We start from the raw sequence: 13,860 nt of genomic DNA on the forward strand, positions 1-13,860 counted from the left end.
TTGCGTACTCTTCGTAGGATTACGGATTTACTTTGCGGATTTGTTTCACGTCGATTTCAACGGAGTTCCAGTCTTTATCTACTTCACCCTGAATTTCAACCGTATCCTGCGGGCCGGCGGTTACGCCGTTCCAGCGTTTATGGTCGATATCCACATTAACCGTGCCAGTGGCATCCTTAAACAGGTACAGATCGTCAGAAATACGTTCAACGATATTCCCGCGCAACGTGACCCATGTGTCATCACGCAGTGACTTTGCACTTTCAACAGTGGTACTGCTGCCGTTCGGGCCAGTAAACCCGCCATTTTGACTTTGCGTCGTCGTCGTAGGTCCAGAGAAACCGCCCTGCTGTGCGGCAAAAACAGGTGCGGAACACAATGCCATCACGGCAACCATTGCAGCTAATTTTTTCATCTTCATGTCTCCCTTTCATGTTGGTTTACGACTATTTAATAAGTTAATCCTTAACAAGTTCTTAAGGCAAAAAAAGATACTTTTTTTGCTGTACAGAGACCGTTGTCACAAGGTTTACTGTCGGCAAAGAGCGTTACCGCAGGGAAGAACATATGCGTATTTTACTGATCGAAGATGACACGTTGATTGGCGATGGCCTTAAAACAGGTCTGAGTAAAATGGGTTTCAGCATTGACTGGTTTACCGAAGGTCGTCAGGGAAAAGAAGCGCTGTACAGCGCCCCTTATGATGCGGTGATCCTTGACCTGACGCTACCAGGCATCGACGGGCGCGATATCCTGCGCGAATGGCGGGCAAAAGGTAAGCAAGAGCCTGTGCTGATTCTGACGGCTCGGGATGCGCTGACAGAACGCGTTGAAGGCCTGCGCCTGGGCGCGGATGACTATCTGTGCAAACCCTTTGCACTCATCGAGGTTGCCGCCAGACTGGAAGCATTGGTACGCCGCGCCAGCGGTCAGGCCAGCAATATTCTGAGCCATGGTCAGGTCTCACTTGATCCCGGCGCGCTGGTCGCGACAGTCGCAGGTGAACCTTTGTCACTCAAACCCAAAGAGTTCGCCCTACTGGAACTACTGATGCGTAATAAAGGCCGCGTGCTGCCCCGCAAACTGATCGAAGAAAAACTGTATAACTGGGATGAAAACGTCTCCAGCAACGCTGTTGAAGTGCACGTCCACCACTTACGCCGTAAGCTCGGCAGCGACTTTATCCGCACTGTACATGGCATTGGCTACACCCTGGGTGACGCATGAAACTCACACAACGCCTCAGCCTGCGCGTCAGGCTAACGCTTATATTCATGATTTTGGTTTTAGTGACCTGGCTGATTTCCAGCTTTGTCGCCTGGAAGCAAACGACCGATAACGTGAATGAGATGTTCGACACGCAACAGATGCTGTTCGCCAAACGCCTTATCACGCTGGATCTCGATGAACTAAAAGCCTCTGAACGCATAGCGCATACCCCGAAAAAATTCAAACATGGTCATATTGACGACGATGTTCTAACCTTTGCGGCCTACACGCCAGAAGGGAAAATGGTTCTTCACGATGGCGACAATGGTCAGTACATTCCCTATAGCTATCGCCGGGAAGGTTTTGACGATGGCTATCTGAATGGCGACAACGATAAATGGCGTTTTGTCTGGCTGACTTCCGCAGATAAAAAGTATCGAATCGTTGTCGGCCAGGAATGGGAATATCGTGAAGATATGGCTTTAGCGATTGTGACAGCACAATTAGTGCCGTGGTTGGTCGCTTTGCCGCTGATGCTGTTAATCCTGATTGTGTTGTTAAGTCTTGAACTTAAACCACTGAAAAAACTGGCGAAGGCGCTACGTTTACGCGACCCGGAATCAGAAGAACCGCTCAGTTTGAAAGGCATTCCTGGCGAGGTCCGCCCGTTGGTTGAATCACTCAATCAACTTTTCACTCGTATTCATACCACCATGGTGCGTGAACGGCGCTTTACTTCAGATGCTGCTCACGAGCTGCGTAGTCCGCTGACGGCGCTGAAAGTGCAAACCGAAGTGGCGCAACTGTCTGACGATGATCCTCAGGCAAGGCAAAAAGCCTTAATGCAGATGCAGGCCGGGATCGATCGCGCTACACGTCTGGTCGATCAGTTACTGACGCTTTCGCGCCTTGACTCCCTCGACAACCTTCAGGATGTAGCGGAAATCTCGCTGGAGGAGTTGCTGCAATCTTCGGTGATGGATATCTACCATTCGGCCCGACAGGCGCATATTGATGTGCGTTTGCAGATTAACGCCCACGATATCAAGCGTATGGGACAACCCTTGTTACTTAGCCTGATGGTGCGGAATCTGCTGGATAATGCGATTCGCTACAGTCCGCAGGGCAGCATTGTGGAAGTGACGCTCAACGCCCGCAATTTTAGCGTCAAAGATAACGGCCCGGGCGTTGCACCGGAAGTCCTGACACACATTGGTGAACGCTTTTATCGTCCACCGGGACAAAGCGTTACCGGCAGTGGTCTGGGCCTGTCGATCGTTCGTCGTATCGCGACCTTACACGGGATGTCTGCCTCCTTTGGTAATGCTCCGGAAGGCGGTTTTGAGGCAAAAATCAGCTGGTAAAGACCTCATTATTGCTAATAATGCAAAAGACTTTGCACATTTTGCTAATTTCACCGCACCGCCCGTGGGGGTAAAATCGTCCTCAAACGTATTTCCTTGAGGACACAAAATGAGCAACATTCTGATTATCAATGGTGCGAAAAAATTCGCTCACTCCAACGGTCAGTTAAACGACACCCTGACCGAGGTCGCGGATGGCCTCCTGCGCGACCTCGGGCATGATGTTAAAATCGTGCGTGCAGATGGCGATTACGACATTAAAACTGAAGTGCAGAACTTCGTCTGGGCTGATGTGGTTATCTGGCAAATGCCGGGCTGGTGGATGGGTGCACCGTGGACGGTGAAAAAATACATCGATGATGTGTTTACCGAAGGTCACGGTACGCTGTATGCCAGCGATGGTCGTACACGTTCAGATGCCTCTAAAAAATACGGTTCCGGCGGTCTGATTCAGGGCAAAAAATACATGCTGTCCCTGACCTGGAACGCGCCAATGGAAGCCTTCACTGAAAAAGACCAATTCTTCCATGGTGTTGGCGTTGATGGTGTGTATCTGCCGTTCCATAAAGCAAATCAGTTCCTGGGAATGGAAGCACTGCCGACGTTTATCACCAATGACGTGATTAAAATGCCAGATGTTCCGCGTTATATCGCAGAATATCGCAAGCATCTGACCGAGATTTTTGGTTAACTAGGTACCTGGAATTAGAAGGAGTTAATCATGCTTACTGTTATTGCAGAAATCCGTACACGTCCAGGTCAACATCACCGCCAGGCGGTACTGGATCAGTTTGCTAAAATCGTTCCGACCGTACTGAAGGAAGAAGGCTGCCACGGCTATGCGCCGATGGTGGACCATGCTGCGGGTGTGAGTTTTCAGACCACAGCACCAGACTCAATCGTGATGGTTGAACAGTGGGAAAGCATCGCGCATCTTGAAGCGCATTTGCAGACCCCGCATATGAAAGCCTACAGCGAAGCCGTTAAAGGTGACGTGCTGGACATGAATATTCGTATTCTGGAATCGGGTATTTAAGTTATCGTATTGGCCGCCGGGCCAGATAAGCGCAGCGCCATCGGGCAGAATGACCTTGCCGGATGGCGGTATTAGCCGCCTTATCCGGCCTACATACTCATATTCCTTAGCCTTCGAGATCCGCCAGGTCACCTTTCTCCTGCAGCCAGTTGCGACGATCCTCTGAACGTTTCTTGGCCAGCAGCATATCCATCACCGCATTCGTACGCTGATCGTCCTCATCATCAATGATGAGCTGTACCAGACGACGCGTATTAGGGTCCAGCGTCGTTTCACGTAGTTGCATCGGGTTCATTTCACCCAGACCTTTAAAGCGTTGTACGTTCGGTTTCCCTTTCTTGCGCTTTAACTGCTCCAGCACGCCCGCTTTTTCTTCTTCTGTCAGTGCGTAATACACCTCTTTACCGAGATCGATACGGTACAACGGAGGCAGCGCCACATAGACGTGACCGTGTTTCACCAGCGTACGGAAGTGTTTCACAAACAGCGCACACAACAGCGTCGCGATGTGCAGACCATCGGAGTCCGCATCCGCCAGAATACAGATCTTGCCATAGCGCAGCTGGCTCAGATCATCGCTGTCTGGATCGATACCGATCGCTACCGAAATATCGTGAACTTCCTGCGAGGCCAACACTTCATCAGAAGAGACTTCCCAGGTATTGAGGATCTTACCTTTCAGCGGCATGATCGCCTGGAATTCACGATCGCGCGCCTGCTTGGCCGACCCGCCCGCCGAGTCACCTTCAACGAGGAACAGTTCGGTGCGGTTGAGATCCTGTGCGGTACAGTCCGCCAGTTTCCCCGGTAGCGCCGGACCGCTGGTCAGCTTTTTGCGTACTACTTTTTTCGCCGCACGCAAACGACGCTGCGCGCTGGAAATCGCCATTTCCGCCAGTTGCTCGGCTGACTGCACGTTCTGGTTCAGCCACAGGCTGAAGGCATCTTTCACTACGCCAGAAACGAATGCCGCACACTGACGTGAAGAAAGACGCTCTTTGGTCTGTCCGGCAAACTGTGGATCCTGCATTTTTACCGACAGCACATAGGCGCAACGATCCCAGATATCTTCTGCTGACAGCTTCACGCCGCGCGGCAGAATATTACGGTACTCGCAGAATTCGCGCATCGCGTCCAGCAGTCCCTGACGCAGGCCGTTAACATGCGTACCGCCCTGCATAGTAGGGATCAGGTTGACATAACTTTCAGTCAGCAACTCACCGCCTTCCGGCAGCCACAGCAATGCCCAGTCTACAGTCTCAGTCTCACCACTGAAGTTACCGATAAACGGTTTTTCCGGCAGCGTTGGCAGGCCGTTGACGGCTTCGCTCAGGTAGTCATTCAGACCGTCCTGATAGCACCAGCGCTGCTCGCTATTGTTAACTTCATCTTTAAAGGTGATTTCGACGCCCGGGCACAGTACCGCTTTCGCTTTCAGTACGTGCGTTAAGCGAGAAACAGAGAAACGTGGGCTGTCAAAGAAGGTTTCATCCGGCCAAAAGTGCACGCTGGTACCGGTATTGCGTTTACCGCAACTACCGACCACCTGCAGATCCTGCACTTTGTCACCGTTTTCAAACGCGATGTTGTACACCTGACCATCGCGACGCACGTTCACTTCTACACGTTTTGAAAGCGCGTTGACCACGGAGATACCCACCCCGTGTAAACCGCCTGAAAACTGGTAGTTCTTATTAGAAAACTTACCGCCTGCATGCAGGCGACAGAGGATCAGCTCGACCGCCGGAACGCCTTCTTCTGGGTGAATATCCACCGGCATACCGCGTCCGTCGTCAATGACTTCCAGCGATTGATCGGCATGTAAGATCACATCCACGCGTTTCGCGTGGCCAGCCAGTGCTTCATCCACACTGTTATCAATCACTTCCTGTCCAAGGTGATTAGGACGGGTCGTGTCAGTGTACATCCCAGGGCGACGGCGTACCGGCTCAAGCCCAGTGAGTACCTCAATGGCATCAGCGTTATAAGTTTGCGTCATGGTTTAAATTAGCAATTCGAATTGATCGTCAGAAACTGTGCAGTCCAAGGAAATCGACAATCGGGTTGAAATAATCTTCGAAGCCCGTGAATGCGTGGTTTCCGCCCTCAATAACTGTCTGACGGCAGGAGGCGTAATACGCCACCGCCTGGCGGTAGTCCAACACTTCATCGCCCGTTTGTTGAAGCAGCCAAATCAAATCCGGCGCTTCCAGCGGGTCAATCTGCATGACTTTAAGATCGTAAATATGGCGTGACTCTAGCACATATTGCTGCCCCGTGTAGGGGTTCTCGTTTTGACCGAGATAGTCGACCAGCAGTTCGTAAGGCCGCACGGCAGGGTTCACGACCACCGCTGGCAGCATAAAACATTGCGACAGCCAGGTGGCGTAGTAGCCTCCTAATGAGGAGCCGACAATCCCCAGCGACTCGCCGCCATGCTCAAGGATAATAGACTCCAGCATCTCTGCCGCCTGGGCTGGATACGGAGGTAGCTGCGGTACAATCATCTCAACGTACGGATGCTGCTCCGCCAGCCAGTTTTTTAGCAGACATGCCTTCGCCGAACGAGGAGAACTATTGAATCCATGAAGATAGAGAAGCGTAGACATCAGTAGCCTTCTGAAGCGGTATCAGGGTGAAACCGATTTCCCTGTAGACGACACACCTGGGTCTGTAACGTACCGTCTGCAAAGAGTTCCAGCGTACGCCAGCCGGGGCTTATCGTATCTAACGTGAAATTGGCGCAATGCGGCTTAAATTGCACGCATGTTGATGGCGTCGCCAGCAGTCGGCGGCCGTTCCAGTCGAGATCCAGCTCCTGGTGAATATGCCCACAGAGCAGATACTTCACGCGCGGATAGTTCACCAGCACGTTGTCGAGCTCCGCCGCATTACGCAGACTGTGTTGATCGAGCCAACTGCAGCCCGCAGGCAAAGGATGATGATGCAGAAGCAGCAACGTATTACGTTCAGGCGCATCAGCAAGTTTACGCTCCAGCCATTCAAGCTGAAATTCGCTTAACTCACCGTGAGGGACGCCAAAAACCTGGCTGTCCAGCAACAAAATTTGCCACTGTTCACCGATGAAGATGCGTTTGGCGGGGGAAATACCCGCATCCTGAAGCGCGCTGTACATCGCTGGCTGAAAATCGTGATTACCGGGTAACCAAACGCAGGGCGCACGAAAACTTGCGATGCCCTCAGCAAAATGCTGATAAGCCGCAGCGGATTGATCCTGCGCCAAATCCCCAGTCGCGACGATGAGATCGTACTCTGGCGACTCTGCATGTATTGCATCCAGTACGCACTGGTAGCTATCCCAGGTGTTCACACCCAGCAAGGTTTCATGCTTTTCGGCAAACAGGTGAGTGTCTGTAATTTGTAAGATCCTGACTCTGGCCTCACCAGCCAAAGGAAGGGTTAACAGGCTTTCCAAATGGTGTCCTTAGGTTTCACGACGCTAATAAACCGGAATCGCCATCGCTCCATGTGCTAAACAGTACCGTAACCAGTCGGCCAAAAACTGATTAATTTGATGCTTTTCGTCGCGTTGATGCAACTTTTTATTTGGATAATCATACCGCGCTTTGAAGCGAAAGATCTGCTGACTTGAACACACTTCAGCCACCCTCGCATCATGATACAGGCGCACAGTCAGCGACGGCAGACTCCAGTAGGTAACCGCTGGTGCCGTCTGTTCGATCGCGACAAGCGTAGTGTATCGGGTCGATTCAACAATCGTTAATCGATATTGTGCGTTTGCAACCTGATAGCTCACTGTTTCACCGGCTGCATCATTGCGTGGCAACAGGCGGCGCAACTGCGAAAAATTGGTTTCGCACAGGCGCATCATTTCAGGGAAGTCAGGTGTGTAACGCTTCATTTTTTCCACTCAGTTTTTAACTCTTGATAGTGCAGCTGTAACCATTGCAAGGCGATGACAGAAGCCGCGTTGTCGATTATCCCCTCTTCTACCCATTGATAAGCCTGTTCCCGACTCACCACATGAACACGAATATCTTCGTTTTCATCCGCCAGACCATGGATACCATTTGCGGTCGAAGCGTCCACTTCACCTACCAAAATCGACAGGCGTTCACTGGTGCCGCCCGGGCTTGCCAGATAGCTCAGCACGGGCTTAGTCCGCTTCACATCCAGTCCGGCTTCTTCCATTGCTTCACGGCGGGCCACATCTTCAACGGTTTCACCTTCTTCGATCATTCCAGCTACCATTTCCAGCAGATACGGCGTTTCGCTGGTGTCATAGGCCGCGATACGGATCTGTTCAACCAGCACAACTTCATCCCGCTCAGGGTCAAAGGGTAGCAAGACTGCCGCGTGTCCGCGCTCAAAAATTTCACGCTTCACTTCACCGCTCATACCACCGTTAAACAGACGATGACGGAAGCGATAAAGATCCAGTGAAAAAAAACCGCGGTATAGTGTTTCTCGTGCAATAATTTCTACATCATTTTTAGTGAATGTCATTGGCAAGTTGTCTGGTTTACGCATTGTGCTGTCCTGGTACCAATAGTGATTAAAGTGTGAATTTCAAGGTCGTTTGACTGCTGTTTGAGCGCCCTTGTGTTAAATTGATGCAAATTAACGCCGTATGGCACGTAACGCCAACTTTTTGAAGTGGCGGATTCTGCTAGAATCAGCAATTATTTTTACAATTTGATCAGCGCTAAATACTGCTTCACAACAAGGAATGCAAATGAAGAAATTGCTCCCCATCTTTATCGGCCTGAGCCTGTCGGGGTTCAGTACTCTGAGCCAGGCAGAAAACCTGATGCAGGTTTATCAGCAAGCACGCCTGAGCAACCCGGAATTGCGTAAATCCGCCGCCGATCGCGATGCTGCATTCGAAAAAATTAACGAAGCGCGTAGTCCTTTACTGCCGCAACTGGGCTTAGGTGCCGATTACACCTACAGCAATGGTTTTCGTGATGCCAATGGCGTCAACTCCAACGCGACCAGTGCTTCGTTAAGCCTGACTCAGACTCTGTTCGATATGTCAAAATGGCGTGCCCTGACGCTGCAAGAAAAATCAGCAGGCATCCAGGATGTGACTTATCAGACCGATCAGCAAACGCTGATCCTGAATACCGCCACGGCCTATTTTAACGTATTGAACGCGATTGACGTGCTCTCTTATACCCAGGCACAAAAAGACGCCGTTTATCGTCAGTTAGATCAGACGACCCAGCGTTTTAACGTTGGCCTGGTTGCCATTACTGACGTACAGAACGCCCGTTCACAGTACGATACCGTGTTGGCGAACGAAGTTACCGCGCGTAACAACCTGGACAACGCCGTTGAACAACTGCGTCAGGTCACCGGCAATTACTACCCGGAACTGGCCTCGCTCAATGTTGATGGTTTTAAAACCAACAAACCGCAGGCGGTGAATTCACTGCTGAAAGAAGCAGAAAACCGCAACCTGACGTTATTGCAGGCACGTTTAAGTCAGGATCTGGCGCGTGAGCAAATTCGTCTGGCGCAGGATGGTCATCTGCCGACGCTGGGTTTAACCGCCTCTACCGGTGTATCTGATACCTCTTACAGTGGTTCTAAAACTAACACCTCTCAGTATGACGACAGCAACCAGGGCCAGAACAAAATTGGTCTGAACTTCTCGCTGCCGCTGTACCAGGGCGGGATGGTTAACTCGCAGGTTAAACAAGCGCAGTACAACTTTGTGGGCGCCAGCGAGCAACTGGAAAGCGCGCACCGCAGCGTAGTGCAGACCGTTCGTTCGTCATTCAACAACATTAATGCGTCTATCAGTAGCATTAATGCGTACAAACAAGCCGTTGTCTCTGCGCAAAGCTCCCTGGACGCGATGGAAGCGGGTTATTCTGTCGGTACACGTACCATCGTGGACGTGTTGGATGCCACCACCACGCTGTACAACGCTAAGCAGCAGTTGGCAAATGCGCGTTATACTTATCTTATCAACCAGTTAAACATCAAGTCTGCGCTCGGTACGCTTAACGAGCAGGATCTGGTGGCGCTGAACAATACGCTGGGCAAACCTATTTCCACCGCACCTGACGCCGTTGCGCCGGAAAACACCCAGCAAGACGCCGCGGCAGACGGATATACCGCGAACAGTGCGGCACCGGCGGTCAAACCGGCAGCAGCACATACAACCAGCAGCAGTAACGGCAACAACCCGTTCCGTAATTGATGTTGATGACGGGGCTTCGGCCCCGTCTGAACGTAAGACAACGTAAAGATCCGCCCCTTCTTCCGCATTCTCGCCTCTTCCCGCTTCAATTTCGACCAGCCATCCTCTATTCTGAGCAGTATTTACCACTGGGTCCTGGAAGACATAAATGAAACGGACAAAATCTATACATCACGCGTCGTTCCGCAAAAGCTGGAGCGCACGCCATCTGACTCCTGTCGCACTGGCTGTGACCGCTGTTTTTATGCTGGCAGGCTGTGAAAAGAGTGACGAAACAGTTTCGCTTTATCAGAATGCGGACGACTGCTCTGCGGCGAATCCGGGTAAAAGCGCTGAATGTACTACCGCATTCAACAACGCACTGAAAGAAGCTGAACGCACGGCGCCAAAATACGCCACGCGCGAAGACTGTATTGCCGAGTTCGGTGAAGGTCAGTGCCAGCAGGCACCTGCCCAGGCAGGAATGGCACCTACGGGCGAAGGCCAGGCTCAAGCGCAGAATCAAAGCAGTGGCAGCTTCTGGATGCCGCTGATGGCGGGTTACATGATGGGTCGGATGATGGGCGGCGGCATGGGCGCGCAACAACCGCTGTTCAGCTCGAAAAATCCGGCAAGCCCGGCATATGGCAAATACACTGATGCCGGCGGTAAAAACTATGGTGCCGCCACACCGGGCCGCACCATGACCGTTCCGAAAACCGCGATGGCACCAAAACCTGCCACAACGTCTACCGTTACGCGCGGTGGATTTGGTGAGTCGGTGGCAAAACAGAGCACCATGCAACGTAGCGCCAGCGGCACCACGACACGTTCGATGGGTGGCTGATCCCTATGGAAAGAGTCAGTATTGTTGAGCGCCCGGACTGGCGCGACAAAGCTACCGAATACGGTTTCAACTTTCACACCATGTACGGCGAGCCGTACTGGTGTGAAGATGCCTACTACAAGCTCACGCTGGCCCAGATTGAAAAACTGGAAGAGGTCACCGCAGAGCTGCATCAGATGTGCCTCAAAGTGGTGGAAAGAGTCATCAACAGCGATGAGCTGATGACCAAGTTTCGCATTCCAAAACATACCTGGGGCTTTGTTCGCCAGTCCTGGCAGACACAGCAGCCGTCGCTTTACTCCCGTCTCGATCTGGCGTGGGATGGCACGGGTGAACCCAAGCTGCTGGAAAACAACGCAGATACGCCAACCTCATTGTATGAAGCTGCTTTTTTCCAGTGGATCTGGCTGGAAGATCAGCTTAATGCGGGCAACCTGCCGGAAGGCAGCGATCAGTTCAACAGCCTGCAGGAAAAACTGATCGAACGTTTCACTGAGCTGCGCGAGCAGTACGGTTTTCAGTTGCTGCACCTGACCTGCTGTCGCGATACGGTCGAAGATCGTGGAACGATCCAGTATTTGCAGGATTGTGCGGCTGAGGCTGAAATTGCCACTGAATTTCTCTATGTCGAAGATATCGGGCTCGGTGAAAAAGGTCAGTTCACGGACATGCAGGACCAGGTGATCGCCAACCTGTTCAAGCTGTATCCGTGGGAGTTTATGCTGCGTGAAATGTTCTCCACCAAGCTGGAAGACGCTGGCGTTCGCTGGCTGGAACCGGCATGGAAGAGCATTATCTCCAACAAAGCACTGCTGCCGCTGCTGTGGGAAATGTTCCCGGATCACCCGAATCTGCTACCGGCATATTTCGCCGAAGACGACTATCCGCAGATGGATAAATTTGTCGTGAAACCAATCTTCTCGCGTGAAGGGGCTAACGTTTCCATCATTGAAAACGGTAAAACGATCGAAGCCGTGGAAGGGCCATACGGTGAAGAAGGTATGATCGTACAGCAGTTCCATCAGCTACCAAAATTTGGCGACAGCTATATGCTGATCGGCAGCTGGCTGATTAACGATCAACCTGCCGGGATCGGCATTCGTGAAGACAGAGCGTTGATCACCCAGGATCTCTCACGCTTCTATCCGCATATTTTTGTCGAATAATTGAGAGTGCCGGGTGGCGGCTTCGCCTTACCCAGCCTACGACACGAATTTAATGCCCGATAAGCGCAGCGCCATCGGGCATTCATCATCCGACCTGCACCGACAACATACTCAGGCTACCCATCTCAATGCCATCGACAGGGATCGTTACAGGTTCTTTACCATCCCATGCGCCTAAAACATACAGCAGCGGCAGGAAGTGATCCGGTGTTGGGTTCGACAACGATCCGCCTTCATGCTCGAGATAATTCACCAGCGGATGCTGTTCAACCGGTCCCTGCCAGGTCAGGTTGGCTTTCACATAATCATTGAATGAGGTCGCCCACGGGTATGGTGTATTCTCACCGTGCCAGCGTGCTGTACGCAGGTTATGTACCACGTTGCCACTGGCCACCAGCATAATGCCTTCATCGCGCAATGCTGCCAGCTTACGGCCTATTTCAAAATGCCAGGCCGCAGGTTTAGTGCTATCGACACTCAACTGCACCATCGGGATATCCGCGTTCGGGTACATCTTGATCAGCACGCCCCATGAGCCGTGGTCAAATCCCCACGCCTCTTTATCCAACGTGACTGGCACTGGAGAAAGCAGATCCACCAGATGCTGAGCCAGTTCAGGAGACCCAGGGGCCGGATAATGCGTGTCATACAGTGCTTGCGGGAAACCACCAAAATCGTGGATCGTTTTTGGTGCTTCCATCGCCGTCACACCTGTCCCACGAGTGAACCAATGTGCCGAGACCACAACAATCGCTTTCGGGCGTGGCAACGTTTCCCCCAGTTGCTGCCAGGCGCGGGTATAAACGTTATCTTCCAGAACATTCATTGGGCTGCCGTGTCCCAAAAACAATGCTGGCATACGAGTTGAAGACATGATGATATCCTTACTGAGGGAGTCATTTTGATATCACCACAATACGCTTTTTCGGTTGATGAAGAACTCAGATAACCATGATGAAGATCATCAGTTATTTTGACGATCCGCCCCGAACAGCAGATTGATAAGGAGTTTTATTTGTCGATGTCAGTACCTTTACTTCTGACCTTACTGGCAGGCGCCGCCACATTTATCGGTGCATTTCTTGGCGTGCTGGGACAAAAACCCTCTAACCGCGTTCTCGCGTTTTCTCTGGGTTTTGCCGCAGGTATCATGCTGCTGATTTCCCTGATGGAAATGTTGCCAGCCGCACTGGCAGCAGAGGGAATGTCGCCGGTGCTGGGTTACGGGATGTTTATCGTTGGTTTGTTGGGCTACTTTGGCCTGGATCGTTTGCTGCCGCACGCTCACCCTCAGGATTTAGTCCAAAAAACCACACAGCCGTTACCCGGTTCCATTAAGCGTACTGCAATTTTATTAACGCTGGGTATCAGCCTGCACAACTTTCCGGAAGGGATCGCGACTTTTGTTACTGCCAGCAGCAACCTGGAGTTGGGTTTTGGTATCGCACTGGCCGTTGCATTACATAATATACCTGAAGGTTTAGCCGTTGCCGGGCCCGTTTATGCTGCCACAGGTTCCAAACGTACCGCTATATTCTGGGCAGGGATCTCAGGAATGGCGGAAATATTAGGTGGGGTACTGGCATGGTTAATTCTGGGCAGTTTGATTTCGCCCGTGGTAATGGCGGCAATTATGGCCGCGGTCGCCGGAATTATGGTCGCATTATCCGTTGATGAGCTGATGCCGCTGGCAAAAGAAATCGACCCCAATAATAATCCCAGCTATGGGGTACTGTGTGGAATGTCGGTAATGGGCCTCAGCCTGGTTATCCTGCAATCTATGGGCATCGGGTGAAGCCGATGGCGGATGCGGCTCTGTGACTCAGAACATCCGCCTCATTCATGGTGGCAGGGCTACTATTCGTGGTCCTTGACGGTGGTACCACCTTCGCCCGTATGGCGAAACAGTTTGTTGCGCGCCTCAAGTAATGCATCTCTGTCTTGCCGGAACGCTCTGCAATAACGTTTCATATGGCAATAATAACCGATAGCAACGAGTGCAATTAATACAATCCAATACCAGGCAATAAACATTCTTTTACCCTTAAAATTTAACATCATTAAAC

Annotated in this window: 16 protein-coding genes; 8 read left to right on the top strand and 8 right to left on the bottom strand. The window is 51.6% G+C overall.

What is annotated here, in order from left to right:
• Positions 1-19 precede the first annotated feature (19 nt).
• Positions 20-415: a YgiW/YdeI family stress tolerance OB fold protein gene (locus NNN64_RS17780; RefSeq protein ID WP_271442234.1), complete on the bottom strand. Its 396-nt coding sequence runs from the start codon at positions 413-415 to the stop codon at positions 20-22.
• Between the two features lie 152 nt (positions 416-567).
• On the opposite strand from NNN64_RS17780, the gene qseB reads away from it, so the two are divergent.
• The 4 genes from qseB (at position 568) to NNN64_RS17800 (ending at position 3,609) form a co-directional block, all read left to right on the top strand.
• The gene (gene qseB, locus NNN64_RS17785) at positions 568-1,227 is read left to right on the top strand and encodes a quorum sensing response regulator transcription factor QseB (RefSeq protein ID WP_137382562.1); all 660 of its coding nucleotides are present in this window, start codon (positions 568-570) and stop codon (positions 1,225-1,227) included.
• Positions 1,224-2,573 carry a quorum sensing histidine kinase QseC gene (qseC, locus tag NNN64_RS17790; protein ID WP_271442235.1) on the top strand — a complete coding sequence of 450 codons (1,350 nt, stop codon included), beginning with the start codon at positions 1,224-1,226 and terminating at the stop codon, positions 2,571-2,573. Before qseB ends, qseC begins: the two co-directional genes overlap by 4 nt.
• 109 nt (positions 2,574-2,682) lie before the next feature.
• Entirely contained in the window at positions 2,683-3,264 is a 582-nt protein-coding gene (locus tag NNN64_RS17795) for an NAD(P)H-dependent oxidoreductase (RefSeq protein ID WP_271442236.1), read from the top strand.
• Between the two features lie 30 nt (positions 3,265-3,294).
• A complete protein-coding gene (locus NNN64_RS17800; RefSeq protein WP_003024557.1) occupies positions 3,295-3,609 on the top strand; it encodes a putative quinol monooxygenase in 315 nt (104 codons plus the stop codon).
• Between the two features lie 106 nt (positions 3,610-3,715).
• On the opposite strand, the gene parE is transcribed toward NNN64_RS17800, so the two are convergent.
• Genes parE through nudF form a run of 5 tightly spaced genes read right to left on the bottom strand, consistent with a single transcriptional unit; the run spans position 3,716 to position 8,121 of the window.
• The gene (gene parE, locus NNN64_RS17805) at positions 3,716-5,608 is read right to left on the bottom strand and encodes a DNA topoisomerase IV subunit B (RefSeq protein ID WP_271442237.1); all 1,893 of its coding nucleotides are present in this window, start codon (positions 5,606-5,608) and stop codon (positions 3,716-3,718) included.
• A gap of 28 nt (positions 5,609-5,636) precedes the next feature.
• Entirely contained in the window at positions 5,637-6,218 is a 582-nt protein-coding gene (gene yqiA, locus NNN64_RS17810) for an esterase YqiA (RefSeq protein ID WP_271442238.1), read from the bottom strand.
• The gene (gene cpdA / locus NNN64_RS17815; RefSeq protein ID WP_271442239.1) at positions 6,218-7,045 is read right to left on the bottom strand and encodes a 3',5'-cyclic-AMP phosphodiesterase; all 828 of its coding nucleotides are present in this window, start codon (positions 7,043-7,045) and stop codon (positions 6,218-6,220) included. The genes yqiA and cpdA overlap by 1 nt, the downstream gene beginning before the upstream one ends.
• A 24-nt stretch (positions 7,046-7,069) precedes the next feature.
• Positions 7,070-7,492, bottom strand: a complete 423-nt coding sequence (locus NNN64_RS17820) for a DUF1249 family protein (protein ID WP_005123087.1) — start codon at positions 7,490-7,492, stop codon at positions 7,070-7,072.
• Entirely contained in the window at positions 7,489-8,121 is a 633-nt protein-coding gene (gene nudF, locus NNN64_RS17825) for an ADP-ribose diphosphatase (RefSeq protein WP_040233966.1), read from the bottom strand. The genes NNN64_RS17820 and nudF overlap by 4 nt, the downstream gene beginning before the upstream one ends.
• Before the next feature lie 199 nt (positions 8,122-8,320).
• Between nudF and tolC the strand changes: the two genes are divergently transcribed.
• The 3 genes from tolC to NNN64_RS17840 all read left to right on the top strand — a co-directional run bounded on the left by tolC (position 8,321) and on the right by NNN64_RS17840 (position 11,794).
• The gene (gene tolC, locus NNN64_RS17830) at positions 8,321-9,802 is read left to right on the top strand and encodes an outer membrane channel protein TolC (RefSeq protein WP_271442240.1); all 1,482 of its coding nucleotides are present in this window, start codon (positions 8,321-8,323) and stop codon (positions 9,800-9,802) included.
• A gap of 148 nt (positions 9,803-9,950) precedes the next feature.
• Entirely contained in the window at positions 9,951-10,628 is a 678-nt protein-coding gene (locus tag NNN64_RS17835; RefSeq protein ID WP_016154521.1) for a DUF1190 family protein, read from the top strand.
• A 5-nt stretch (positions 10,629-10,633) separates the two neighbouring features.
• Complete coding sequence (locus NNN64_RS17840; protein WP_271442241.1) at positions 10,634-11,794, top strand: glutathionylspermidine synthase family protein; 1,161 nt, start codon at positions 10,634-10,636, stop codon at positions 11,792-11,794.
• An 85-nt stretch (positions 11,795-11,879) separates the two neighbouring features.
• Here the strand turns inward: NNN64_RS17840 and ygiD are convergent, their stop codons facing one another.
• On the bottom strand, positions 11,880-12,668 hold the full coding sequence (ygiD, locus tag NNN64_RS17845) for a 4,5-DOPA dioxygenase extradiol (RefSeq protein ID WP_137382555.1): 789 nt from the start codon (positions 12,666-12,668) through the stop codon (positions 11,880-11,882).
• Between the two features lie 147 nt (positions 12,669-12,815).
• On the opposite strand from ygiD, the gene zupT reads away from it, so the two are divergent.
• Positions 12,816-13,589, top strand: coding sequence for a zinc transporter ZupT (gene zupT / locus NNN64_RS17850; RefSeq protein ID WP_003024600.1), 774 nt, complete (start codon positions 12,816-12,818; stop codon positions 13,587-13,589).
• Between the two features lie 62 nt (positions 13,590-13,651).
• Here zupT and NNN64_RS17855 read toward each other — a convergent pair whose 3' ends face one another.
• Positions 13,652-13,828, bottom strand: a complete 177-nt coding sequence (locus NNN64_RS17855) for a hypothetical protein (protein WP_271442242.1) — start codon at positions 13,826-13,828, stop codon at positions 13,652-13,654.
• Positions 13,829-13,860: the final 32 nt, after the last annotated feature.

This window comes from Citrobacter sp. Igbk 14 (genome assembly GCF_028069825.1).
In the GTDB taxonomy this organism is placed as follows: Bacteria; Pseudomonadota; Gammaproteobacteria; order Enterobacterales; family Enterobacteriaceae; genus Citrobacter.